This window comes from Pleionea mediterranea (assembly GCF_003148745.1).
Classification (GTDB): Bacteria; Pseudomonadota; Gammaproteobacteria; order Enterobacterales; family Kangiellaceae; genus Pleionea; species Pleionea mediterranea.
Window position 1 is genome coordinate 203,980 of the sequence record NZ_QGGU01000006.1, and the last position, 24,661, is coordinate 228,640.

General features: G+C 44.4%; 21 protein-coding genes and 1 tRNA gene. 17 read left to right on the plus strand and 5 right to left on the minus strand.

What is annotated here, in order from left to right; genetic code table 11:
* Positions 1 to 76: 76 nt before the first annotated feature.
* From C8D97_RS09515 to C8D97_RS09575, 13 genes are all read left to right on the plus strand, one after another.
* Positions 77 to 1,843 carry an SLC13 family permease gene (locus tag C8D97_RS09515; protein ID WP_170115203.1) on the plus strand — a complete coding sequence of 589 codons (1,767 nt, stop codon included), beginning with the start codon at positions 77 to 79 and terminating at the stop codon, positions 1,841 to 1,843.
* Positions 1,844 to 1,965: 122 nt separating this feature from the next.
* Complete coding sequence (galU, locus tag C8D97_RS09520; RefSeq protein WP_109763545.1) at positions 1,966 to 2,865, plus strand: UTP--glucose-1-phosphate uridylyltransferase GalU; 900 nt, start codon at positions 1,966 to 1,968, stop codon at positions 2,863 to 2,865.
* Positions 2,866 to 2,915: 50 nt separating this feature from the next.
* On the plus strand, positions 2,916 to 4,256 hold the full coding sequence (locus C8D97_RS09525) for a UDP-glucose dehydrogenase family protein (protein WP_109763546.1): 1,341 nt from the start codon (positions 2,916 to 2,918) through the stop codon (positions 4,254 to 4,256).
* A gap of 194 nt (positions 4,257 to 4,450) precedes the next feature.
* The gene (gene thrS, locus C8D97_RS09530; protein ID WP_109763547.1) at positions 4,451 to 6,376 is read left to right on the plus strand and encodes a threonine--tRNA ligase; all 1,926 of its coding nucleotides are present in this window, start codon (positions 4,451 to 4,453) and stop codon (positions 6,374 to 6,376) included.
* A 4-nt stretch (positions 6,377 to 6,380) separates the two neighbouring features.
* Entirely contained in the window at positions 6,381 to 6,926 is a 546-nt protein-coding gene (gene infC, locus C8D97_RS09535) for a translation initiation factor IF-3 (RefSeq protein ID WP_109763548.1), read from the plus strand.
* Positions 6,927 to 7,214: 288 nt separating this feature from the next.
* Positions 7,215 to 7,412: a 50S ribosomal protein L35 gene (gene rpmI, locus C8D97_RS09540; RefSeq protein WP_109763549.1), complete on the plus strand. Its 198-nt coding sequence runs from the start codon at positions 7,215 to 7,217 to the stop codon at positions 7,410 to 7,412.
* 15 nt (positions 7,413 to 7,427) lie between these two features.
* Positions 7,428 to 7,787: a 50S ribosomal protein L20 gene (gene rplT, locus C8D97_RS09545; protein WP_109763550.1), complete on the plus strand. Its 360-nt coding sequence runs from the start codon at positions 7,428 to 7,430 to the stop codon at positions 7,785 to 7,787.
* Between the two features lie 301 nt (positions 7,788 to 8,088).
* On the plus strand, positions 8,089 to 9,105 hold the full coding sequence (pheS, locus tag C8D97_RS09550; protein WP_109763551.1) for a phenylalanine--tRNA ligase subunit alpha: 1,017 nt from the start codon (positions 8,089 to 8,091) through the stop codon (positions 9,103 to 9,105).
* A 155-nt stretch (positions 9,106 to 9,260) separates the two neighbouring features.
* Positions 9,261 to 11,639, plus strand: coding sequence for a phenylalanine--tRNA ligase subunit beta (pheT, locus tag C8D97_RS09555; RefSeq protein ID WP_109763552.1), 2,379 nt, complete (start codon positions 9,261 to 9,263; stop codon positions 11,637 to 11,639).
* A 17-nt stretch (positions 11,640 to 11,656) separates the two neighbouring features.
* Positions 11,657 to 11,959, plus strand: a complete 303-nt coding sequence (gene ihfA / locus C8D97_RS09560; RefSeq protein ID WP_109763553.1) for an integration host factor subunit alpha — start codon at positions 11,657 to 11,659, stop codon at positions 11,957 to 11,959.
* Positions 11,937 to 12,299 (plus strand): MerR family transcriptional regulator, encoded by a 363-nt coding sequence (locus C8D97_RS09565; protein ID WP_109763554.1) that lies wholly within the window; start codon positions 11,937 to 11,939, stop codon positions 12,297 to 12,299. Before ihfA ends, C8D97_RS09565 begins: the two co-directional genes overlap by 23 nt.
* A 183-nt stretch (positions 12,300 to 12,482) precedes the next feature.
* Positions 12,483 to 12,559 (plus strand) — tRNA-Pro (locus tag C8D97_RS09570).
* A gap of 210 nt (positions 12,560 to 12,769) precedes the next feature.
* Positions 12,770 to 13,264, plus strand: coding sequence for a hypothetical protein (locus C8D97_RS09575; protein WP_210204903.1), 495 nt, complete (start codon positions 12,770 to 12,772; stop codon positions 13,262 to 13,264).
* A 95-nt stretch (positions 13,265 to 13,359) separates the two neighbouring features.
* Here C8D97_RS09575 and C8D97_RS09580 read toward each other — a convergent pair whose 3' ends face one another.
* The 4 genes from C8D97_RS09580 to C8D97_RS09595 all read right to left on the minus strand — a co-directional run bounded on the left by C8D97_RS09580 (position 13,360) and on the right by C8D97_RS09595 (position 20,285).
* On the minus strand, positions 13,360 to 14,412 hold the full coding sequence (locus C8D97_RS09580) for a 2-oxoacid:ferredoxin oxidoreductase subunit beta (RefSeq protein WP_109763555.1): 1,053 nt from the start codon (positions 14,410 to 14,412) through the stop codon (positions 13,360 to 13,362).
* Positions 14,413 to 14,418: 6 nt separating this feature from the next.
* Complete coding sequence (locus C8D97_RS09585; RefSeq protein ID WP_109763556.1) at positions 14,419 to 16,260, minus strand: 2-oxoacid:acceptor oxidoreductase subunit alpha; 1,842 nt, start codon at positions 16,258 to 16,260, stop codon at positions 14,419 to 14,421.
* On the minus strand, positions 16,248 to 18,050 hold the full coding sequence (locus tag C8D97_RS09590) for an FAD-dependent oxidoreductase (protein WP_109763557.1): 1,803 nt from the start codon (positions 18,048 to 18,050) through the stop codon (positions 16,248 to 16,250). The genes C8D97_RS09585 and C8D97_RS09590 overlap by 13 nt, the downstream gene beginning before the upstream one ends.
* 285 nt (positions 18,051 to 18,335) lie before the next feature.
* The gene (locus C8D97_RS09595) at positions 18,336 to 20,285 is read right to left on the minus strand and encodes a 3-hydroxybutyrate oligomer hydrolase family protein (protein ID WP_170115204.1); all 1,950 of its coding nucleotides are present in this window, start codon (positions 20,283 to 20,285) and stop codon (positions 18,336 to 18,338) included.
* A 401-nt stretch (positions 20,286 to 20,686) separates the two neighbouring features.
* Here C8D97_RS09595 and C8D97_RS09600 point away from each other — a divergent pair, with 401 nt between their 5' ends.
* A complete protein-coding gene (locus tag C8D97_RS09600) occupies positions 20,687 to 21,442 on the plus strand; it encodes a 3-hydroxybutyrate dehydrogenase (RefSeq protein WP_109763559.1) in 756 nt (251 codons plus the stop codon).
* Between the two features lie 49 nt (positions 21,443 to 21,491).
* Here C8D97_RS09600 and C8D97_RS09605 read toward each other — a convergent pair whose 3' ends face one another.
* Positions 21,492 to 22,472 carry a polyprenyl synthetase family protein gene (locus C8D97_RS09605; protein ID WP_109763560.1) on the minus strand — a complete coding sequence of 327 codons (981 nt, stop codon included), beginning with the start codon at positions 22,470 to 22,472 and terminating at the stop codon, positions 21,492 to 21,494.
* Positions 22,473 to 22,755: 283 nt separating this feature from the next.
* Here C8D97_RS09605 and rplU point away from each other — a divergent pair, with 283 nt between their 5' ends.
* The 3 genes from rplU (at position 22,756) to cgtA (ending at position 24,594) form a co-directional block, all read left to right on the plus strand.
* Entirely contained in the window at positions 22,756 to 23,067 is a 312-nt protein-coding gene (rplU, locus tag C8D97_RS09610) for a 50S ribosomal protein L21 (protein WP_109763561.1), read from the plus strand.
* A 19-nt stretch (positions 23,068 to 23,086) separates the two neighbouring features.
* Positions 23,087 to 23,344, plus strand: coding sequence for a 50S ribosomal protein L27 (rpmA, locus tag C8D97_RS09615; RefSeq protein WP_109763562.1), 258 nt, complete (start codon positions 23,087 to 23,089; stop codon positions 23,342 to 23,344).
* A gap of 137 nt (positions 23,345 to 23,481) precedes the next feature.
* On the plus strand, positions 23,482 to 24,594 hold the full coding sequence (cgtA, locus tag C8D97_RS09620; protein WP_109763563.1) for an Obg family GTPase CgtA: 1,113 nt from the start codon (positions 23,482 to 23,484) through the stop codon (positions 24,592 to 24,594).
* The last annotated feature ends 67 nt before the right edge of the window (positions 24,595 to 24,661 follow it).

The following is a 24,661-nucleotide window of genomic DNA, read 5'->3' on the forward strand; positions in this document are numbered from 1 at the left end:
GCATAATTTAAAGACAGTGATCATAGTTTAAGTTAACCAGTGCCAGCCTATTGAAATGATTTGTGAGTTACATTGTATGGATGCCTATATTGTATTGTTCGCCATTGCTGTTTGTTTTTTATTACTGTTGTGGACCCGTTTAGAGCCAGAGTTGATTTTTGGCGGTGCTCTGCTGATATTATTACTCGCTCAAGTCACGTCCGTTGAGTCAGCCCTATCGGGCTTTTCAAACCCTGGATTAATCACAGTGGGATGTTTGTATGTTATTGGCGCAGGCGTAAGAGAAAGTGGTGCTCTTAAGCCTCTGCTATCGATAATTACCAGTGGTGTAAAAAGTAAACCTCAAGGGGTGTTAAAGTTAACGGCACCTGTCGCATTATTAAGTTCTGTATTAAATAACACGCCCATTGTTGCTGCATTAATACCCGAAGTTTCTCGTTGGTGTAAACAGAAAGGCTGGAGCAATAGCAGCTTTTTATTGCCGCTCAGTTATGCTGCCATTCTGGGTGGTACTTGCACGCTAATTGGCACCAGTACCAATTTATTAATTTATGGCTTTATACAACAGTCCAGCTTTAAAGATCAGCTGGGCTTTTTTGATATAAGTGTGATCGGACTGCCGATTACAATTTTAGGCATCGGTTACTTGATTGTTTTTCATAAATATATCAAACCCAGAAACACGCCTCGACAAGCACTTGGTAGGCTTAGAGAGTACAGTGTTGAAATGATTGTAAAGCCTGATAGCCCTTTAATTGGCAAAACACTCGAACAAGCAGAGTTAAGAAACTTACACGGCCTTTATTTAATTGAAATTATTCGCGGCGATTTAGTCATGGCTGCTGTTGGGCCTGCAACTAAACTCGTAGAGAATGATCGGTTGATATTTACCGGTTTAGCTGATTCAATCAGCGATTTACTGGACATTAATGGGCTCGAGCTAGCAGAAAAACAGGTGTTTAAATTAACCGGTAACACTGGCCGGGCCCGTATAGTTGAAGCTGTTGTCGGACAACACAACCCATTATCTGGGCAATCAGTAAAGCAAGGACAATTTAGAAAGCGTTATAACGCCGTTATTATTGCCGTCGTTCGTAACGGCCAACGGGTAAAAATGAAAACAGGTGATATCATTTTACGACCTGGCGATACTTTATTGATGCTGGCAAGAAGAAGTTTTGTTGAACAGTTTTATTATTCTCGTGACTTTTTGCTTGTCAGTGGTTTGGATGACTTGGCATTTTCTAAAAAAGGTAAGGCTAAAAGAGCCTGGCTGAGCATAGCCATATTGATTGGGTTGGCGGTCACCGGCGTTGTTCCCATAGTCGTTAGTGCAATCTGCTCGGCTGCTGCCATGATTTTATTCGGCTGTATAAGTTTTGGCCGTGCAAAACAAAGCCTCGATCTTCAGGTGTTACTCACCATAGCTATGGCGTTTGGACTCGGTAAAGTTTTAAATGAGTCGGGAGGTGCAGAGTTAATGGCTGGCTCAATACTCGACGCTTTTGGCGATCATCCCTTGGCATTGCTGGTGGCTGTTTACATCATAACGGTTATTTTGACAGAGATGGTTACCAATAATGCAGCTGCGGTAATCTCATACTCTCTTGTGTCAGGAATAGTGGGGGCTTTGGGTTACAATTTAATCCCATACGCCATCGCTATTATGATAGCCGCTTCAGCCAGCTTTATTTCACCTATGGGGTATCAAACCAACTTGATGGTGTTCAGTGCGGGGGGCTACCGGTTTAGTGATTATCTAAGACTAGGCATCCCATTAAGTATACTGGTTGGCTGTGTAGCGCTTTTGTTAATTCCTCAGTTTTGGGATTTGACGATATAGTCAAAAAGCCGATTTGACAAAAAGTGAATAATTCTTTTCGATTTGTATGAGGGTACTTATTTTTTTCATTATTTATGCGATAATCGTTTAAATTCTGTAATTTAAGACAAAGGCTAATATCTATGGATGGAAATAAAGTTACCAAGGCGGTAATACCTGTTGCAGGTCTCGGTACACGCATGTTGCCCGCGACCAAAGCTATTCCTAAAGAAATGTTACCCATTGTGGATAAACCGCTTATTCAATATATCGTGAATGAGTGTGCCGCCGCAGGTATAACGGAAATTATTCTGGTTACTCATTCATCAAAAAATGCTATTGAGAATCACTTTGATACTTCGTTCGAATTAGAATCAACCTTGGAAAAACGTGTTAAGCGCCAGCTGCTTGAAGAAATTCAGTCGATTTGTCCAAGAGATGTCACCATTATGCATATCAGACAAGGCCATGCTAAAGGGTTAGGCCATGCAATCTTGAAGGCTAAGCCGCTAGTAGGCAGTGAGCCTTTTGCGGTTGTGCTTCCTGATGTGCTTATCGATGAGTATCAGTCAAATCTGGCTGAAGATAATTTAGCAATGATGGTTAAGCGCTTTGAAAAAGAAGGCATCAGCCAAATAATGGTAGAGCCTGTACCGGATGACAGTGTCGATAAATATGGTATTGTCAATTGCAATGGTTATGATCTTACAAAAGGACAATCTTCGGTTATCGAAGAAATCGTAGAAAAGCCAAAGAAAGAACAAGCCCCTTCAAACTTGGCGGTTGTTGGGCGGTATATATTATCGAAAAATATTTGGCCTCTACTAGAAAAAACGCAGCCCGGAGCCGGCGACGAAATTCAGCTAACCGATGCTATTGCCAGTTTATTATCACTGGAAAAAGTTGAAGCTTTTCATATTACCGGAAAATCCCATGACTGCGGCTCTAAGCTCGGTTATATGCAGGCTTTTGTGGAATATGGTTTACAGCATGAAGAAATTGCTGATGGATTTAAATCCATCATTTCAAATTTAAATAAGTGATTATTAATACAAAGCTTAACTTTAATAACTGTTTGCAGGGATTTTGAACAATGAAAGTGACCGTATTTGGAACAGGGTATGTTGGTTTGGTGCAAGGCGCAGTCTTAGCATCCTCTGGTCATAATGTTGTCTGTGTCGATATCGATCAGCAAAAAGTCGATAATTTAAAAAAAGGCATTATTCCAATTTATGAGCCGGGTTTAACACCCATGGTTAAGGAAAACTACGACGCCAAATTGTTAGACTTTACTACTGATGCCAAAGCAGCTGTTGAACATGGTGATTTGATTTTTATTGCCGTTGGTACCCCGCCCGATGAAGATGGCTCGGCGGACTTAAAGTACGTTTTACAGGTAGCGGATACGATTGCTTTGCATATGCAAAGTAAAAAAGTTGTGATTAATAAGTCAACCGTTCCGGTTGGTACCGCTGATAAAGTAAAGGCCGCCATTCAGTCGAGGCTGGTTAAACGTAAACAGCTGATTGAGTTTTCGGTGGTATCGAATCCTGAGTTCTTAAAAGAAGGCGCTGCTGTTGCCGATTGTACACGCCCGGATCGCATTATTATTGGAACCGATAATGCTGAAGCCGAAAAGTTAATGCGAGAGTTGTACGCGCCATATAACCGCAATCACCAGAAAATTATTGTTATGGATATTCGCTCTGCAGAGCTGACCAAATACGCGGCTAACTGTATGTTGGCAACGAAAATTTCATTTATGAATGAAATGTCCAATTTAGCGGAAAAACTAGGCGCTGATATTGAAGCTGTCCGACATGGAATTGGTTCTGATCAACGTATCGGTTATCAATTTATTTATGCCGGTTGTGGTTATGGTGGCTCTTGTTTCCCTAAAGATATTCAGGCCCTTATTCGCACCGCCAATGATCATGGCCATAAACCAGCGATTCTGGAAGCTGTTGAATCAACAAACGTGGCGCAAAAAGATAAACTGTTTAAATACATAACTTCCCATTTTAATAATGATTTAACGGGCAAAACCATAGCCCTATGGGGATTAAGCTTTAAGCCTAACACCGATGATATGCGAGAAGCGTCAAGTCGCCGCTTTATGGAGCTTGCCTGGGAAGCGGGGGCTCAAATACAGGCGTTTGATCCTGAAGCCATGAATGAAGCCCAGCGGATTTACGGCCATCGAGACGACTTGCAACTGGTGGGTACTAAAGAAGCCGCGTTGCGTAATGCCGATGCGCTGGTGATTTGCACCGAATGGACACAGTTTAGAGCGCCTGATTTTGAGTTGATTAAGCAGTTAATCAATAATCCGGTCATTATTGATGGTCGTAATCTATATGATCCGGCATTAGTCGAAGAAAAGGGCATTGCTTATTACGGCATTGGCCGTGGACGTTCGGTGAATGCCGGTTAATACTCTGCGCTTTGTTTGTCTTTATTCTAATCCCTTGCTAGCCAAGGGATGCTCTCTGATATAAAATTGCCTGCTATTTTTCGTTTTGGGAACAAAATGCCTCTGTTGCCGCTTGTTACAGGCTACTTAGAGCGTGTTTCTGGAACATTCAACCGTTACAAATTACATCTGAGATTGTTTTTAATAGGTTATTTATGCCAGTAATTACATTGCCTGACGGCAGTCAACGAAGTTTTGATCACCCTGTAAGCGTTTTTGATGTGGCCAATGACATTGGACCGGGTCTGGCGAAAGCCGCGCTTGCCGGAAAAGTGAATGGTAAAGAAGTGGATACCTCTTACACCATCACCGATGATGTTGATTTGGGCATAATTACCGACAGAGACGATGATGGCCTGGAAGTGTTACGTCATTCCTGCGCTCATTTATTGGCTCAGGCTGTTAAGCAGTTGTTTCCCGAAGCTCAGGTCACCATTGGGCCGGTGATCGATAACGGTTTTTATTACGACTTTGCTTACGAGCGTCCGTTTACACCGGAAGACTTGGCAGCCATCGAAAAGAAAATGAGCGAGCTGTCGAAACAGGATATTCAGGTAGAGCGTTCGGTAATGCCGCGAGATGAAGCGGTGAAGTTTTTTCGCGATATGGGCGAAGAATATAAAGCCGAAATTATTGCCAGCATTCCAACCAACGAAGATATTTCATTGTATCGTCAGGGCGATTTTATCGACTTGTGCCGCGGCCCCCATGTACCGAGTACTGGCAAATTAAAGGCATTTAAACTGATGCGGGTATCGGGTGCCTACTGGCGCGGCGACTCCAACAACGAGATGTTGCAACGAATATACGGTACCTGCTGGGCCAATAAAAAAGATTTAAAGAAATACTTGCACCGCCTGGAAGAAGCGGAAAAACGCGATCATCGTAAACTGGGAAAACAACAACATTTGTTTCACTTTCAGGAAGAATCCCCCGGCATGGTGTTCTGGCACAATGACGGCTGGTCGATTTTCAAAACACTGGAAGCCTATATTCGTGACGTTTTACACAAATACGATTATCAGGAAGTGAAAGCACCGCAAGTACTGGATCGCAGTCTTTGGGAAAAATCCGGTCATTGGGAAAAATTCCAGGATGATATGTTTACCACTGAGTCGGAAAACCGCACATATGCGGTAAAGCCAATGAACTGTCCGGGTCATATTCTTATCTATAATCAAGGACTTAAGTCCTATCGTGACTTGCCATTGCGAATTGCCGAGTTTGGTTCTTGCCACCGCAACGAGCCATCGGGTGCATTGCATGGCTTAATGCGCGTCCGTGGTTTTACGCAGGACGACGCCCATGTTTTTTGTACTGAAGATCAAATACAGAGCGAAGTTTCAGTATTGATCGATATGATTTATCAGGTGTACGCCGATTTTGGGTTCGATAACATCGAAATTAAGCTTTCGACTCGCCCCGAAAAGCGTGTTGGCAGCGATGATATCTGGGATAAAGCGGAACTGGCATTGGCGGAAGCCTTAAAGTCGAAAGAAATCCAGTATGAACTGCAACCCGGTGAAGGGGCTTTTTACGGGCCTAAAATCGAGTTTTCATTACGCGATTGTCTGGATCGGGTCTGGCAATGCGGTACGGTTCAGCTTGATTTCTCCATGCCGGGTCGACTAGGCGCCGAATTTGTTGCCGAAGACGGTACAAAGCAAACGCCGGTGATGATCCACCGTGCCGTTTTGGGTTCTTTGGAGCGATTTATCGGTATTTTGATTGAAGAATACGCCGGAAAATTCCCGCCTTGGCTGGCGCCAACTCAGGCGGTTGTTATGAATATTACCGACAATCAGAGTGATTTTGCACAAAAAGTAGTGAATTCTTTGAAAAATAAAGGATTTAGAGCGAAAGTAGACTTGAGAAACGAGAAGATCGGCTTTAAAATTCGCGAGCATACTTTAGCGCGTGTCCCTTATCTGTTAGTGGTGGGTGATCGTGAGATGGAGCAAGGAAAAGTTGCTGTCCGTACACGAGCCGGGGTTGACCTTGGTAGCTTGACCATTGAAGAGTTCGAAACTGAACTGGAAAAGAGCATTGCGCTATTAGGTAGAAACAATCTGGAGGAGTAGGATTATTAAAGGTCCAAAAGGCAAAAGCGGTCCACAACGGTCGCAGCGTTTAAACGAAGAAATTACAGCAAAAGAAGTACGACTCATTGACGCCGATGGCGAACAAGCTGGCGTAATGAGCAGTCGAGATGCATTGCAAGTGGCGGAAGAGGCCGAACTTGATCTGGTTGAAATTTCTCCTGATGCCAATCCTCCTGTTTGCCGTATCATGGATTACGGTAAGTTTTTATTTGAAAAGAAAAAGGCCGCAGCGGCTGCAAAGAAAAAGCAGGTGCAGGTACAGATTAAAGAAATTAAGTTTCGTCCGGGCACCGATATTGGTGATTACAACGTTAAATTGCGTAATCTCATCAAATTTCTGGAGCACGGCGATAAAGCAAAGATTACCGTACGTTTTCGTGGGCGAGAAATGGCTCATAAAGAACTGGGTATTGAGTTGCTAAAACGTGTTGAAAAAGATTTGGAAGAATATGGTGAGGTTGAATCTCGACCAACCATGATGGGGCGTCAGATGACTATGGTTATCGCGCCTACCAAAAAGAAAAAGTAAACTTTCGTTTTACGAAGGTTTACTTTCAGTTACGAGTCGCGAGCAGCGAGTTACGAGCGTAAAGTTCAAACCTCGTCACTCGAAACTCGTAGCTGGTTTCATCCCTTGCGGTCTATTCGCAACCGACCTGGGATAACATGGGGAAGGCTCAACTTATAGAGTTTTCCAAACAATAACGCTGTTGCGCGCAGTAGAACAGTAAGACGTTTTATTACGTTTTGCGGCCAACAGATTCGTTTAGTGCCTTTAAAACGGACTAAACAATGGTAACAAATGCGGAGTATTACCATGCCAAAGATCAAAACCGATCGCGGCGCAGCCAAGCGCTTTAAAAAAACCGGCAAAGGTGGCTACAAACATGGCCAATCTCACTTACGTCACATACTGACTAAGAAGAGCTCTAAGCGTAAGCGTCATCTTCGACATTTGAAAATGATTGCGCCAGCTGATGTTGCTCAGCTTAACCGTCAGTTACCGTACTTATAAGTGGAGGGTTGAACCATGCCAAGAGTAAAACGTGGTGTCACCGCACACAGACGTCATAAAAAAGTTTTAAAATCTGCTAAAGGTTATTACGGTGCTCGCAGTCGTGTATTTCGCGTTGCAAAGCAAGCCGTAATCAAAGCAGGCCAATACGCTTACCGCGACCGTCGTCAACGCAAGCGTCAATTCCGTGCCTTATGGATCCAGCGTATTAACGCTGCCAGCCGTGAGTGCGGTTTGTCTTACAGCCGTTTCATTAACGGCCTGAAAAAAGCGTCAGTAGAAGTGGATCGTAAAATCCTTGCGGATATTGCGGTTTATGACAAAGCCGCTTTTGCAGCACTGGCTGAAAAAGCTAAAGCTGCCCTGTCTGCGTAAGTAAGACATAATTCCAGAATTTTTGGGATCCTTACGAGGGGAAGGGCTTTTGTCCTTCCCCTTTTTTATTGATCAATAGAAAGCGGATAAATAGAAAAGTAAATAGGTACGGCAACGTATAGATACAACAACGTATAGATACAATAGGTATAAGAGATTTACCCTTAGTATTTTATTAATAAAGTTTTAATGGTAAATATTTTATCAAGAGTCGAGCGATTAACTGCTGCGTGTTAAATCAAACTCAGTGAATGGCGTGAGGCTCTATCCAAATTAGGTTTGATGTAAAGGTATAGATGGTATGTCATCGTTAGAAAGTCTTGTTGAAGACGGCAAAAAAGCAGTGTTGCAGGCAACGGATCTGCAGGCACTGGAGCAGGTTAAGGTTGAGTATCTGGGCAAAAAAGGCCTGATCACGTCACAGATGAAACAGTTGGGCTCGTTGCCAAAAGAGCAGCGCCCTGAGTTTGGTCAAAAAATTAATGTGGCGAAACAAAGTGTGCAACAGGCACTGGATGCTCGCAAAGAACAGCTCGACCAAGCCCGTATTGCCGAACAGCTTGAAAAAGAAACCATCGACGTCACCTTACCGGGGCGAGACACAGCTTTGGGTGGTATTCATCCGGTTAATCGCACCCTGGAACGTATTGAAGAGTATTTCTCGCAAATTGGTTTTCGTGTGGAAGAGGGGCCGGAAATTGAAGACGACTATCATAACTTTGAGGCGTTGAATATTCCCGGACATCATCCGGCAAGAGCCATGCACGATACTTTCTACTTTAGTGAATCACTGTTGTTGCGTACCCATACTTCGCCAGTACAAATCCGTACCATGGAACAACAACAACCGCCTGTTCGGATCATTGCCCCGGGTCGTGTTTACCGCTGCGATTCCGATTTAACCCACACACCCATGTTTCATCAGGTCGAAGGTTTGCTGGTGGATGAACACACCAGTTTTGCCGATTTAAAAGGTGTGTTGGATGAGTTTTTAAAGAACTTTTTTGAGAAAGATTTGGATGTTCGTTTCCGGCCTTCCTATTTCCCTTTCACAGAGCCTTCGGCCGAAGTCGATATTCAATGCGTTATGTGTAATGGCGATGGCTGTCGTGTCTGCAGTCACACCGGTTGGTTGGAAATTTTAGGCTGCGGTATGGTGCATCCTAATGTGCTGAAATCGGTCGGTATCGACAGCGAAAAATATTCCGGTTATGCGTTTGGTATGGGGGTTGAGCGACTCACCATGCTGCGATATGGCGTTAATGATTTACGGTTATTTTTTGAAAATGACCTGAGCTTTTTAAAGCAGTTTAATTAAAGCGCTATATAACAATCGTTAAAGAAAAATAAAATTCGTTAAAGTTAATAACAATCATTAAAGTTAATAAAACGCATTTAGTCAGTGTTCGATAACTGAATCAAGAATTAAACAAAGGGTGCGACGTTACCCTCGAAAAAATACGGAACAGAGTAATGAGAATCAGTGAAAAATGGTTGCGCGAATGGGTAAACCCGGATATTTCAACCGATGAATTAGCAGCACAGCTAACCATGGCTGGATTAGAAGTCGATGCCATTGAAACCTTTGGTGATGAGTTGAACGGTGTTGTGGTTGGTGAAATCGTCAAGGTAGAGCAACACCCTAACGCCGATAAGTTACAAGTCTGTGAAGTGAATGTGAATGCAGATGAAAATCTCTCGATCATTTGTGGCGCACCCAATGCAAGAGCCGGTATTAAAGTGGCTGTAGCTACCATTGGTGCTGTATTACCCGGTGACTTTAAAATTAAAAAAGCCAAACTGCGTGGCGTTGCATCCTTTGGCATGCTTTGTTCGGAAAAGGAATTGCAGATCTCTGAAGAGAGTGACGGCATTATGGAGCTGGATGCCTCGGCAAAAATTGGTGAATCGCTGGTAAAGCATCTTCAGCTTTCGGACACCGTTATTGAAGTGGACTTAACACCTAATCGAGGCGACTGTCTGGGCATGCGCGGGATTGCCAGAGACGTTGGCGTATTAAACGCAGTAGACGTTGAAGAAGTGGCTTGCACAGCGGTTAAATCATCTATTGATGATACCTTCGAAATCACTCTAGAAGCACCAGAAGCCTGCCCCCGATATGTGGGACGAGTGATTCGCAACATTAACTTGAACGCCAAAACGCCAAATTGGATGAAGCAGCGACTGGAATACGCCGGGATCCGGGCCATTGAGCCTTCCGTTGATATTACCAATTATGTGCTGCTGGAGCTTGGCCACCCGATGCATGCGTTTGATTTGAATCAGCTTAAAGGCGGCATCAACGTCCGTTACGCCAATGAAAATGAAACCCTGACATTGCTTGATGGAAAAGACGTTAAATTAACCAGCGACACCTTGCTGATTGCTGATCATGAGAAACCATTGGCGATTGCCGGAGTTATGGGCGGCGAGCATTCGGGCATTAACCGTGACACGAAAGACGTGCTGTTGGAAGCGGCTTTCTTCCAGCCCATTGCGCTGGCCGGTAAAGCCCGCAGTTATGGGCTGCACACCGATGCTTCGCACCGCTTTGAGCGGGGTGTCGATTACCAGTTGCAAGTGGCCGCTATGGAACGGGCAACCCAGCTATTACTGGACATCTGTGGCGGTGAAGCCGGGCCTGTGATTGATCAGTGCAGCAAACAACATATGCCGGTGAAACAACCTGTGCAGTTGCGCCGTCAACGAATCAGTCGCTTATTGGGTATTGAACTGACTGATCAACAAGTCGAAGACATTTTGACGCGACTGGGTATGCAGCTTGAACCTGCGGATACTGGCTGGCAAGTCACGGTGCCCAGCTACCGCTTTGATATCAGTATTGAAGAAGATCTGATCGAAGAACTGGTTCGAGTCTATGGTTACAATCGTGTGCCATCGCGCGCGCCTAAAAGCGAAATGACCATGGTCAAGCAACCTGAGCATCGCATTCGCAAATCACAAATTCGTCAGTTACTGGTGGCTCGCGGTTATCAGGAAGCCATTACCTACAGTTTTGGGGAGCCAGAGCTGCAACAGCTGATTAATCCCGATGTACCCGCCATTGAGCTGTTAAACCCGATATCCTCCGAGTTATCGGTGATGCGAACCTCGCAATGGCCTGCGCTGATTAAAGCGGCCGAATACAACTTTAATCGCCAGCAGGAGCAGGTAAAGTTTTTTGAGACTGGATTACGCTTCGAAAACCACGAGAGTGGCTTACAGCAGATCCCGACAATTTCTGGAGTAATTGGTGGTGCCCATAAAGGTGAGAACTGGGAAGGTACCGATCGACCGGTGGATTTTTACGATTTAAAGGGCGATTTAGAGTCATTATTAAAATTAACTGTAAATTCAGACAGTTATCTGTTTAAATTAGAATCTCATCCAAGTTTGCACCCGGGACAGTCGGCGCGCATATACAAGGGTGAAAAAGCAGTTGGCTGGATTGGCAAACTGCACCCTAATAAGAAAAAATCATTAGGGTTAGAGCAAGATTTATACCTGTTTGAACTAGATTTAAACGCAATTATCAAGAAAAAATTGCCTAAGTTCGTCGAACTGTCGCGATATCCTTCGATTAGACGTGATTTGGCTATTGTGGTTGATGAGCAAGTTAATGTTGCGCAACTTATTGATTTAATTAGACAAACAGCTGGAAATCTACTAAAACATATAAATATATTCGATATCTATCGTGGCGAGAGTGTTGGCTCTGGTAGGAAAAGTGTTGCGCTAGCTATGATTTTGCAGCATGCTACGCGAACGCTAAAAGATGCTGAAGTCAGCGCGATAATTGATCGAACCGTAAAACAGCTCGAAACACAACTTGGAGCCGTGTTGAGAGATTAAACCTTAAGGGGTTGTTTATGGCATTGACCAAAGCGGACATGGCAGAGCGATTATTCGAGGAGTTAGGACTCAATAAGCGTGAAGCCAAAGAAATGGTAGAAACGTTTTTTGAAGAGGTGCGAGGCGCACTGGAAAAAGGAGAGCAGGTTAAGCTCTCCGGATTTGGTAATTTCGATCTCAGGGATAAAAATCAACGCCCGGGTCGTAACCCAAAAACCGGTGAAGAAATTCCAATTTCTGCGCGTCGTGTGGTGACATTCCGACCAGGACAAAAACTTAAGGCCCGGGTAGAGGCGTATGCTGGAAGCGAGCAACAATAACGAATTAAAGCCGATACCGGCCAAGCGCTACTTCACCATTGGTGAAGTCAGTGATCTGTGCCAGGTTAAGCCTCATGTACTGCGCTACTGGGAGCAAGAGTTTCCTCAGCTGCGTCCAGTCAAACGACGAGGTAATCGGCGATATTACCAACGCGAAGATGTGATGGTGATCCGTCAGATCCGCGAACTTCTATACGACAAAGGCTTTACTATTGGCGGCGCTCGTCAGCAACTTGAGTCAGAAGAAGAAGGCAGTAATGCTTCATCTGGATTATCCGGAGAAACCGTTAAACTGCTGATTAATGAACTGGAAGATGTGGTCAGAATTTTACGTTCGTAACATTCTTCAACCAATTGTGTATACCTTGTAACCAGTTGATATTATTCAAACTCACAGATATTTAAAGCAAAAAGCAATCCTCGAAAAAGGATTGCTTTTTTTGTGTAAATCGTTATTATTGCGCCTCCCTTTAACAAAGTCAGAATGGCGTTGATGCTAAATACTTTGTTATAAATATACATTCGGAGCGTGGCGCAGCCTGGTAGCGCACTTGCATGGGGTGCAAGTGGTCGGAGGTTCAAATCCTCTCGCTCCGACCAATTTCTCTTAAGCCGACGCTCTGTCGGCTTTTTTATAGCTACTGTAAAAAATTAGTGCCTTGCTTAACGAATGACAATTTGTCGATCCACTCGTTTAAATTCTTCGTAAAAATATGAACTAAATAAACAGTAAGGATTAACAGCATGCCAATTGATAGGTTTGTGTTTAAACTTCCGTATTTCGTTTCCCTTATACTGTGTGCGCTTTTAATGGGCTGTACCACAAGTTATTCGAATAAAAATCCTGTCGGTGAAACGTTTCCTTCCGTTAAAGGTGAGAATCTGGAGAAAAGGTATATCAATCTACCTGCCGATTTGGCGAATGAGCCATCGGTTCTTTTATTAGGTTTTGTACAAAACGCTCAGTTTGATATCGATCGCTGGCTTATTGGTCTGGATATGACTAAGACGAAAGTCGACGTGTATGAAGTACCTACCATGCAGGGGATGTTTCCTAAATTCTTTAAAACTCAAATTAATGAAGGCATGCGCAAAGGGATCCCAAAATCATTATGGAAGGGAGTCATTACTGTTTATGATGATGGCGAAATGTTGCAGAAGTTTACCGGTAATATAAATCCCAATAATGCCAGAGTTATTCTGTTGGATGATTCGGGAACCGTAAATTATTTTTACGATGATGGATTTTCAGTCGATGCGTTAAATAAACTGAAGCAAAACTTGCAGAGTTTGAAAGACGATTAAATCAATCATCAAAGCGATAAAAAATATTCAAAATTTAAACATAAAAAAACGCGCTGTAAAGCGCGTTTTTTATGTAAAAGAGTGTTGAGTCTTATTTATTGAAAACTGCTGTTAATCGACTTCAACACATCACTGCCCGGGCAAAGTTCTTTATCCGACAAACTGTTTAAAGGTTTACTGGTGGTACCCAAGAGTTCATGAGTATCGGGTGTTTGAGGATTAAGGTAGAGTAATCCTGTTAACACTTCACCTTTTTCTTTGTACTTTTCAATTTCATTCATGGCCGAACGAGGGCTTGAAAAGTCCAGGTTTTCTGAAGCTTTGTGCAAACGAATGGCGGAACCATCGTGCAGTGTAATTTCTTCTGTTTTACCCGGTTCGTATTGCGTGGTGATTTCATCTTTTAATGGGACAAAATCAAAGGTTCCTGTTGCGTTCATATGCTCACGAACGTGATCGTAACTTTTGGTCGACTTGGGGGTGTTATTGAAAGTAACACAGGGCGAGACCACATCGATAAGTGCAAAGCCTCGGTGAGAAACTGCGGCTTTGATCAATGGAATTAATTGTTCTTTGTCGCCAGAAAATGACCGAGCCACAAAACCGGCGCCGAGCTGAATGGCGGTTTCACACAGGTCGATGCTCGAATAAGGATTAGGCACGCCTTTTTTGCTGGCGGAGCCTTTGTCTGCTGTGGCGGAATCCTGCCCCTTGGTAAGGCCGTAGCAACCGTTGTTCATGACTATATAAACCATGTTCAGGTTACGACGCACAACGTGAGCAAATTGGCCCATGCCGATAGAAGCGGTATCGCCATCGCCCGATACGCCAATATAAACCAGATCACGATTGGCCATATTGGCTCCGGTGGCAACCGAAGGCATGCGACCGTGAACCGAATTAAAACCGTGAGAATTGCCTAAAAAGTAGGCCGGAGTTTTTGATGAACAACCGATTCCGGACATTTTAGCGATTTTGTGTGGTTCAATCGACAGCTCAAAACAAGACTGTAATATTGAAGCGCTGATGGAGTCGTGACCGCAACCTGCACAAAGGGTTGATAAAGCACCTTCGTAATCGGCACGGGTAAAGCCAATGTCATTGACCGGTAACTGAGGGTGTCGGATGTTAGGACGAATAAAACTCATTTTCTATTACCCCTGTTCCGCTTGCAGCGGTGTAACTTTGGCTTGATCCAAAACGTTATTGAGTTGATCCACAATAAAGCTTGCTGTAATGGGCATACCGTCGTAATTCAGTATGGATACAATTTTGTTTGGATCGATTTGCAATTCATTAACCAGCAACGACTTCATTTGACCATCACGATTTTGTTCGATCATGAACACATAATCATGATCATCGATGAATTGTTTAACGTCGTTGTTAAAAGGAAAGGCTTTTATTTGTAAGCCATTAATATGCACATCATCGTTGGCAGCTTGATCCAGTGCTTCTAAAGATGCATCGGTTGAGGTGCCGTAAAAAATGGCGCCTATATTGGCTTTCTTTTTTGCTTTATGACCAACAGGTGCAGGCACCATGCTCTTTGCTGTTTCCCATTTCTTTTCCAGGCGTTTCATTGAACGAACATAGGCTTCGGAACTTTCGGTATAAGCTGCGTATTCGTCGTGTGATGAACCCCGGGTAAAGTAGCTGCCTTTGGTTGGGTGAGTGCCGGGTATGGTTCGGTAACCAATGCCTTCATCATCCAGATCAAGGTAGCGTCCCCAACGTTCGCTCATGTTTTCCAGTTCGTCTTCGGACAACACTTTGCCGCGATTCATCAAGGTATCATCATGCCACTCAAACTCATCGCTGATGTTATCGTTCATGCCCAGATCAAGATCACTTAAAATAATAATCGGTGTTTGTAAGTATTCGGTAAGTTCAAATGCCTGATGTGACATTTCAAAACAATCTTTTGGGTTGGCCGGATACAAACAAATATGTTTGGTGTCGCCGTGAGAGGCGTAGGCTGCCGGTAACACATCGGATTGTTGTGTACGGGTTGGCATGCCTGTGGATGGGCCAGTTCGTTGCACATCAATTAATACACCTGGTATTTCTGCAAAGTAGGCGAGCCCAAGAAACTCAGCCATTAAAGAGACACCCGGACCCGATGTGGCAGTAAATGCACGGGCACCATTCCAGCTTGCACCCAGTACCATACCCATGGCGGCAAGTTCATCTTCAGCCTGGATAATGGCAAAATTATTCATACCGCTTGAGGGATCGATTCTTAAGCGTTTGCAATATTTTTCAAATGCATCGACCACGGAGGTAGATGGTGTAATAGGGTACCAACCTGCTACAGTGGCACCGGCGTAAATAGCCCCCAATGCCGAACCTGTATTGCCATCCACCAAAATTTTCCCTTTGGTTAAATCGCGTTTTTCAACTTTTATTGCGCAGGTTTCTGTGTAGTTTTCTTTTGCGTAGCGATAACCCAGTTCCAATGCATGAATGTTTGGCGTAATCAGTTTTTCTTTACCTTTAAATTGATCTTGCACCAGTTCCTGAAAAACATTGAATTCAATATCCAGTAAGTAAGACAGAGCGCCCACATATATTATGTTTTTGAATAACTGGCGCTGACGGGGATCTCGGTATTCTTTGATGCAGATATCCGTCAAAGGGATGCCAATAAGGTTGATATCGGTGCGTTGATAAATAGGTGGCAATGGTTTGGTGTTGTCGTAAAGAAAATACCCGCCGGGTAATACTTCATCATAATCTTGTTTCATGGTTTGGCCATTGGTTGCCACCATAAAATCAACACCACCACGACGCCCCATATAACCTTTATCGTTGATACGAACTTCAAACCAGGTGGGTAGCCCTTGAATATTTGACGGAAAAATATTTTTTGGTGAAACAGGCACACCGGATCGAAAAATCGACTTGGCAAACATATTGTTGGCACTGGCTGATCCAGTACCATTGATGTTTGCAAACTTTATAACAAAGTCGTTTACAGCTTCTATTTTGCGCATGCTTTTCCTGCCTCTTTACCTTTTCCTGCTTTCGTTACATTGTATAAATATTTCTGCATATCCCATGCAGTTGTGGGGCAGCGCTCTGCGCAAAGTCCACAGTGCAAACAAACGTTTTCATCTTTTACCATTACTCGACCGGTTTTTAGATCGGAAGAAACATAGAGATCTTGTTCTTTATTATCCGCCGGTGCTTTTAATCGACTACGAAGGTCGTCTTCATCGCCATTTTGAATAAAGTTAATGCAATCGGTTGGGCAAATATCGATACAGGCGTCACACTCAATGCATTTGTCGGTGGTGAATACGGTTTGAACGTCGCAGTTTAAGCAGCGTTGGGCTTCGTTGTAAGCTTGTTCCAGATCAAAACCCAGTTCCACTTCCATTTTGCGGTCGCTGAGCGATTTGATTTTGTCAGCTAAAGGAACAACAAAGCGGTCGTCATCGGTCACAGGACTGTCGTAGGTCCACTCATGGAATCCCATTTTTTGAGTGACCAAATTAGTTCCTGGCTCAAGGCGTTCTTTAACGTCGATACCGTTACACATTAAATCGATTGAAACGGCAGCTTGATGACCATGGGCCACCGCCGTGATGACATTCTCCGGACCAAAGGCTGCATCGCCACCAAAGAATACTTTGGCGTTGGTTGATTGAAATGTTGTTTCGTCAACAACCGGCATGTCCCATTCACCAAACTCGATGCCAATGTCTCGTTCGATCCAGGGGAAGGCATTTTCCTGGCCAATGGCCATTAACACATCGTCACATTCCATAAAAACGATTTCGCCAGTGGGCTTTAAGCTACGCTTACCATTTTCGTCGTATTCCGCTTCGACTTTTTCGAAATTCATTCCAACCAGTTTGCCGTTCTCTGTGACAAATTCTTTCGGTGAATGATTTTCATAAATGGGAATGTCTTCGTGTTCGGTGTCTTCAATTTCCCAGGGAGACGCTTTCATTTCAGACTTTGGACTGCGCACAACAACACGAACATCTTTGCCACCAATACGCTTCGAGGTTCGACAGCAATCCATAGCGGTATTACCACCGCCTAATACCAGTACTTTTTCACCAATCGACTTGGTGTGTTCGAAGGCAACGTTGGCTAACCATTCGATACCAACATGTATGTTGGCGTCGCCGGCTTCACGACCGGGTAGCTTTTTCAGATCGCGTCCTTGTGGCGCGCCTGTGCCAATAAAAACAGCGTCGTAGTCTTTATCTAGAATCTCTTTTAAGCTGGAAACATAATGATCGAAGTGGGTTGAGATACCCATATCAAGTATGTAATTTACTTCTTCATCAAGCACAGTTTCAGGCAAACGGAATGAAGGGATTTGGCTGCGCATAAAACCGCCGCCTTTGATTTGTGCATCGTATAGTTCAATTTCATAACCGAGAGGTGCAAGATCTCTGGCAACCGTCAAGGAGGCTGGTCCTGCTCCAATAAGCGCGATGCGTTTACCGTTTTTCTTTTCCGGGATACTGGGCAGGCGATCTTTAATGTCTTCTTTAAAGTCGGCGGCGACACGTTTTAAGCGGCAAATGGCGACCGGTTCTTCATCAACACGACCGCGACGGCAAGCAGGTTCGCAAGGGCGATCGCAAGTTCGGCCCAGTACGCCAGGAAATACATTGGATTCCCAGTTCAGCATATAGGCGTCTGAATAACGACCACGAGCTATTAATCGTATGTATTCGGGCACTGGAGTATGCGCTGGACAGGCATATTGGCAGTCAACCACTTTATGAAAATATTCTGGATTTTCGATATCTGTTGGTTTCACTCGTACCTTCTTCCTTTCGTCGAAATTTCTATTGTTCTATGGTGAATTGTGTTGAATCGGAATGCCATAAATGTAGGAATATTCCGAGATTTTTCAACCATGGTATTAATTTGCTAAGAACTTCAATAAACGCTAGCTGACGCAATCATCAGCTTTGAGCACGTTGTATCATATTTTGACAGGAAAGAATATTCCGACCAGTGCTTAGATCGGGTTAAACAGTAATAACCGCAAAGAGTATGTGAATATTTGATTAAAAAGCGTACGGCCCAGGCTTAAAACCCATCAATGGGCGAGTTTTAAGCCTTTTTCGGTCCAGTTTATTGCTTCTGAGCTGTTGCTGAACGAGGGTAAATGAGTTTCTGTAAGATGCTCTAATGTACCATCAACAAACTGTCTTTTTTGTGTTTTTACTACAACTGAATCTGGCAGAGGGGTATTGCTTGTTTGGTTTTGGTAGATTGCTTCCAATGCTTTTTCGAAGTAGACATGCAATGGGATCAGTTGACTATTAAAAGGTGGGTAGGGCAGTAACGCGTCAAAATGTTGCGCGTTGGTTATTTCTATATATCGTAATTGACTGTTTTTATCCGCCGATGTTTTGTTCAGCCAGAAGTAGGGACGTGAACTGTGATTAACCTGTATCAGGCGATCACTGCGGCCATGAACAATGATTGCGGGTTTGCCTTGCAAGTTAGCCGTGGCATAGGTTTCAGTCATGCCCTGTTTCAGTTGGTTGTGAAGCGTCGATGTTAACTGCTTTTCCAGTCCTAAAACCTTTTGATGGTCGGCCTTTAACCAGGCAAGGTAACACAGTGATGTTGCCATTTTTTGATTAAACGATTGCAGTGGTTTAATGGTTTGGTGCAGCGGAGTATAAGGGCTGATAACCACGCCGGCTGTTGGCGGAATGCCGCTGCTCAGTGGCCAGATCTTTGCCAGTTGAGTTAAGCCATTCGTTGTAATGGGAGAGCTGGCCGGTACTTCAAACGCAGCACCACAAGGATCATCAAATAGTTTTAACCGGGCGTAAGAAGAAGGGTAGGTGGCTTCTAGTGCTGGCCATAATCCCATTGAAGTGTAAATAGGGCCAAGCCAGAGTGACTCTGCAGAAAGACCGGCTTTAAGCAGATTGGTTTGTGCTTGACGCGCGGCTTCATCAAGGTTTTCCGTTTCAAGTAAATGACTGTTTAAAAGCTGTTTGCAGGATAACTCCGCTTGCAATCGATAAACGGCAACTTCAGATGTGTCCGGTAATGCGGCCAGATTGGCGCAAGGGGCAAAGACACTTTGCAATAAGAAGGATTCAAGGGCATGAAGCGGCTTAATGGTTTGGTTAATATTAGATTGCTGCACCTCAAAGACATCAAGGTCAACCGATACATTAGGCTCACCGGCAACTACGGCGTCAATCAAGCCATGAGTATCCTGCTCCACTGCGCGTAATACTGCGGAGCCACCGTTTGAAATGGAAGCCGCAATCACCAGGGTATTATCGCCATTGAATGGCTGTTTAAAGTGATCCGTTAAAGCGAAGAGACCTGTTTTTGCCGCCAGTAGCGTGTGTTGTCCCCAGTCTTTTTCTGGATTGTTACCGGAATGCGCATGACGGGTGGCGACCCAGAGCCGGTCTTTGTCAGGATTATTATCCGCATTAACCCAGTCAATTGGAGTATTGGGTGTGTGCAATTTTCCTGTGAGATCAAAGGTTTTATCGAGGCCGACAAAGTAAAAGCCGGTTCCGGTGCCTTTGTCCGTGTAAGCAATGGCACAGCCTTTATTGAGTGCCCAAAAACCGCTGACACCGACAGCACCATAGATACCCCGTGAACCTGAAGACGGAGCGACTATCAAACAAGGTTGTTTGACATTGAAAGAGTCGGGAATTTGCACCGAAAAGTTTGCCGGTGACAGTGGGTAGTCTTTGGTGGTTTCGGCAAGGTATTCCACGCCGGTGATGATCTGTTTTGGTTTTGGACCGTAAAGTCTGCCAAAGCCACCCTCTGTTGTGGTATCCAGCAATGCTCGAATATTAGTGTAGTAAGCCAGTTGCCGGGACTGTTTTGGACCGGGGGCGGCGTGACTTTGTAAGCCTTCCAGTGTTAAGCCTGCCGTTAATAAGTCATTATCTGCCTTACGGGAAAACTTTTGCCATTCAATGGGCAGTGGCGTTTCTGTAGCCAGTGCTTGTTGATTCTGTTTGGTTGGTTGCTCAGCGTATAAATAAGATTTCAAAGGTGCAGAGGCCATCTTTTTGGGTTGTGAAAAGGATAGTTTAGATTGAGAAAAAGACAGTTGCGGCGAGCACATAACCATTAACAAACTTGCCAAAAGCGGTTGTTTCAATAGTAGGATTTTAAATTTCGATTTAAAAAAATCGGTGCTGTTGTGGTGTTTAAATGATTTTTTTGAAATTGACAACATTGAATATTCCACTGATAAGCTTCCTGATGGTGTCCGTCTAAACGTCTCACTGACGCAAAAATGTTTCGTTCTAATAGAGTGATAGTTTAAAAGCAGATGCGGCAAACCACTTTAATACTATAGTACTGTTTCGTTTTGACAAAATATTCAGCACTGTTATGACCTAGCAAGCGAAAGCTATTTAAAGCGTTAATTGAAATGAGTAAAAGGTTATGACGTCATCGGTTTTGATCACTGGGGCTGGCAGCGGTATTGGTTTGGCAATCGCGGAGCACTTCATAAAAAAAGATTACTTTGTCACTGTTACCGATATTAACGAAGCGCAATTGCAACAAGCCCGTAATCGTTTGCCAAATGATCGTTGTCAGTTTTTGCCGCTGGATGTGACTCAGGCAAGTTCGGTCACGACTCTGGTAGAAAAAATACAGAGGCAACCGGATGTTGTGATCAACAATGCCGGCATTCAATATGTCGCGCATCTGGAAGAATTTCCGATGGAAAAGTGGGACTTTTTAATTCAGGTCATGTTAGTCGGTGTGGCCCGTGTTACTCAGGCATTTTTGCCCCATATGAAGCAGCAAAATTACGGCCGTATTATCAACATAGGTTCGTTGCATTCGATTGTTGCGTCACCTTATAAAACCGCCTACATTGCTGCAAAACACGGCTTGATCGGCTTTGCCAAGTCTCTGGCGCTTGAGCTTGGGCAGCATGATATCACCATCAATACGGTCTGCCCCGGATATGTCAAAACCCCTCTGGTGGAACAACAAATTGCGCAGCAGGCGAAAGAACATCAGATTTCTGAGCAGCAGGTCATCGATACCATTATGCTAAAACCGATGCCGAAAAAAGCTTTTATTGAAACCAGTGAAATAGCCGGAACTTGCGAGTTTTTATTGTCTCCGGCGGCCATTAATATGACCGCCCAGGCGTTAGTACTCGATGGTGGCTGGACGGCTCAATAGTGCTTTCGATTTGAGGATATTTACCGCTGATTGACGTTGCGGTTACTGATTATTGAGTGCGAGCCAAAGCGAGTTCGGTCAGTTGCAACAGTGCCTGTTTGTAATGGGAGTCCGGCAGCACTTCAAGAGCCTGATTAGCCTGATTTGAAAAACGTTCAGCCTGTTTTCGACAATAGTCCAAAGCGCCGGTTTGTTGTATGGTGAGTAACACATCAGAAAGCTGGCTGTTATCGCCTTGTTTTATGGCGTTTCTAATTATGTCGGATTGTTCACTATTGCCGTGTTGCATGGCGTACATAACGGGCAGGGTTGGTTTGCCTTCTGCCAGATCATCGCCAACGTTTTTGCCCATGGCATCTGCGCTGGAAATATAATCAAGCAGATCGTCGACAACCTGAAACGCCATACCCAGATTAAGTCCGTATTGATGCATGGGTTCTCGTAAATCATCTCGGCCAGCAAGAATCGCCCCTAACTCACAGGCTGCGGCGAATAAAATGGCGGTCTTACGTCGAATAACCTCGTAATAATCGGATTCCGAAATATCCGGCTCGTTACAGTTCATTAACTGCAATACTTCGCCTTCTGCGATTAAATTGGTGGTGTCAGCCAGTAAGTCCATCACGGCCATAGAATGGACACGATTCATCATCTGAAATGCGCGAGAGTAGAGGAAGTCACCGGTAAGCACGCTGGCTTCATTGCCAAACAGGGCATTGGCCGTTTCTTTGCCACGGCGAAGGCTCGAATCATCCACCACATCATCATGCAACAGGGTGGCGGTATGAATGAACTCGATAACCGCGGCCAGAGTGTGGTGATGGTGTCCGGTGTAATTTAAAGCGTTTGCCGACAGCAAAACAAGATTGGGACGTAACCGTTTACCACCGCTATTTACTATGTAAAAACCAAGCTGGTTAATTAAAGCAACATCTGATTTTAATTCATTAAAAATCAACTGGTTAGTCGCTGTAATGTCCGGTTCTATGACTTGTTTTATGGCATCAAACGTGAGCGTATTAGTGGGCATTTAATCAGTGGGTTACTATGGTTGTGCTGTCGAATGGCTCTGCATGCTAGGGCTATGATTCAGTTTGGTCAAGGATAAATTGGTTCGGGTCGTTGTCGAATCTTGAAAATAAGCCTTTTTAAGTCATTCGAAAACCTGTTTTAGGCTTGCTAAACATGGGCTGATGCCGTAAAATTCGCGCCCTCTGTCGAGTCTCACATTTGAGATTCGATTTTTAATTCACTCCCGCAGGCTGGTTTTAGAAGTTTTAATCATATCTGGGGTAACATTGGAGACGTATGCGATGTACGCGGTATTTCAAAGCGGTGGTAAGCAGCATCGAGTAAAAGAAGGCCAAACGCTCAAGCTTGAGAAAATCGAAGCTGAAACCGGTTCTTCTATTGATTTCGACAAAGTTTTAATGGTTGGTAGCGGAGCTGACGTAAAAGTTGGCGCACCTTATGTTGATGGTGCCAAAGTTACTGCCGAAGTGGTGACTCAAGGTCGTCACAAGAAAATAAAAATTATCAAATTCAAACGCCGTAAGCACCATATGAAGCAAATGGGGCATCGTCAGTGGTTCACCGAAGTGAAAATCACTGGAATTAACGGTTAATTAAAGCAGGAGAAATCTAATGGCTCATAAAAAAGCTGGTGGTAGTACTCGTAACGGTCGCGATTCCGAGTCGAAACGATTAGGTGTGAAACGCTTTGGTGGCGAAACTGTTTCTGCAGGCAGCATCATTGTTCGTCAACGTGGTACTCAGTTCCATCCTGGTGAAAATGTTGGTATTGGCCGAGATCATACCTTATTTGCCAAAGCCGACGGCCAAATCAAATTTGCCGTGGCAGGTCGAAACAACCGTCGTACAGTGAGCATTGTTACTGCGTAACTGAACGATTTGTTCGATTTGAAAAAGCCTCGCATATGCGGGGCTTTTTTGTTGAAGTTGAAGGGTTTTGAAAAACGATTTTATGACCGTTCCTTGCTATTCTATTAGTCAATCATTAATCACGAGAATACAGCACCATGAAATTTGTCGATGAAGTCACTATAAAAGTAGCCGCTGGCGATGGCGGAAACGGCTGTATGAGCTTTCGCCGTGAGAAGTACATACCTAAGGGTGGTCCTGATGGCGGTGACGGTGGTGACGGCGGCAGCGTGTACCTGCTGGCCGACAACGAACTCAATACCTTGGTTGATTATCGTTATGAACGCTTTTATCAGGCCGAACGAGGTGAGAATGGCCGGGGCGGTAATTGCACCGGAGCCAAGGGTGCGGATCGTATTTTACGGGTTCCTGTAGGCACTCAGGTGATTGATGCCAATACTGATGAAGTGATAGGTGATCTGAAAACCGATGGCCAGAAGCTATTAGTGGCAAAAGGAGGTTGGCATGGACTGGGCAATACGCGATACAAAAGCAGTGTAAACCGGGCACCAAGACAGACTTCGCCTGGTTCTGATGGCGAGCGTCGTGAATTGAAAATGGAATTAAAAGTACTGGCGGATGTTGGCTTACTTGGATTACCCAATGCGGGTAAATCCACCTTTATTCGTCAGGTGTCGGCGGCCAAGCCAAAAGTTGCTGACTACCCATTTACAACCTTAATTCCAAACCTAGGTGTGGTAAGGCCCGAAGCCCATCGAAGCTTTGTAATTGCTGATATCCCCGGAGTGATTGAAGGTGCGTCGGAAGGTGCCGGTCTGGGTGTGCGCTTTTTGAAGCATCTGGCTCGTACCGAGTTGTTATTGCACATTGTTGATCTGATGCCGTTTGATGAGTCTAACCCGGTTGAAAACTTTAACGCCATTGAAGCCGAGGTAGCCAAGTTTGCCGAGTCAAATGAACCCGCTTTGGCAACAAAGCCGCGATGGTTGGTGTTAAATAAAATGGACTTGTTGGGGGATGAAGCGGATGCTTTAAGCAAAGCGTTTGTTGAGTCGGTGAACTGGCAGGGGCCGGTATTTTGTATTTCAGCGGTAACCGGCGATGGTACTGAAAATCTGGTCTGGTCGATTATGGAGCATGTTGATCAGGAGCGGCAAAAGCAAATTGATATTAAAAATAATGTGGACGAGTCGGCACCGATAGCTCCGCCACCCTTTATGGAGCTGCCAGAAACAGATTCTGACGATTGAGTTAATTCGTCGATACAGATTATTGCAGAAGAGAATTTTGCAAGAAGGATGTATTACAGGAGATTGA

Coding starts and splice junctions, on each gene's coding strand:
- C8D97_RS09515 (WP_170115203.1), top strand. CDS start 77: ATGGATGCCTATATTGTATTGTTCGCCATTGCTGTTTGTTTTTTATTA.
- galU (WP_109763545.1), top strand. CDS start 1,966: ATGGATGGAAATAAAGTTACCAAGGCGGTAATACCTGTTGCAGGTCTC.
- C8D97_RS09525 (WP_109763546.1), top strand. CDS start 2,916: ATGAAAGTGACCGTATTTGGAACAGGGTATGTTGGTTTGGTGCAAGGC.
- thrS (WP_109763547.1), top strand. CDS start 4,451: ATGCCAGTAATTACATTGCCTGACGGCAGTCAACGAAGTTTTGATCAC.
- rpmI (WP_109763549.1), top strand. CDS start 7,215: ATGCCAAAGATCAAAACCGATCGCGGCGCAGCCAAGCGCTTTAAAAAA.
- rplT (WP_109763550.1), top strand. CDS start 7,428: ATGCCAAGAGTAAAACGTGGTGTCACCGCACACAGACGTCATAAAAAA.
- pheS (WP_109763551.1), top strand. CDS start 8,089: ATGTCATCGTTAGAAAGTCTTGTTGAAGACGGCAAAAAAGCAGTGTTG.
- pheT (WP_109763552.1), top strand. CDS start 9,261: ATGAGAATCAGTGAAAAATGGTTGCGCGAATGGGTAAACCCGGATATT.
- ihfA (WP_109763553.1), top strand. CDS start 11,657: ATGGCATTGACCAAAGCGGACATGGCAGAGCGATTATTCGAGGAGTTA.
- C8D97_RS09565 (WP_109763554.1), top strand. CDS start 11,937: ATGCTGGAAGCGAGCAACAATAACGAATTAAAGCCGATACCGGCCAAG.
- C8D97_RS09575 (WP_210204903.1), top strand. CDS start 12,770: ATGGGCTGTACCACAAGTTATTCGAATAAAAATCCTGTCGGTGAAACG.
- C8D97_RS09580 (WP_109763555.1), bottom strand. CDS start 14,412: ATGAGTTTTATTCGTCCTAACATCCGACACCCTCAGTTACCGGTCAAT.
- C8D97_RS09585 (WP_109763556.1), bottom strand. CDS start 16,260: ATGCGCAAAATAGAAGCTGTAAACGACTTTGTTATAAAGTTTGCAAAC.
- C8D97_RS09600 (WP_109763559.1), top strand. CDS start 20,687: ATGACGTCATCGGTTTTGATCACTGGGGCTGGCAGCGGTATTGGTTTG.
- C8D97_RS09605 (WP_109763560.1), bottom strand. CDS start 22,472: ATGCCCACTAATACGCTCACGTTTGATGCCATAAAACAAGTCATAGAA.
- rplU (WP_109763561.1), top strand. CDS start 22,756: ATGTACGCGGTATTTCAAAGCGGTGGTAAGCAGCATCGAGTAAAAGAA.
- rpmA (WP_109763562.1), top strand. CDS start 23,087: ATGGCTCATAAAAAAGCTGGTGGTAGTACTCGTAACGGTCGCGATTCC.
- cgtA (WP_109763563.1), top strand. CDS start 23,482: ATGAAATTTGTCGATGAAGTCACTATAAAAGTAGCCGCTGGCGATGGC.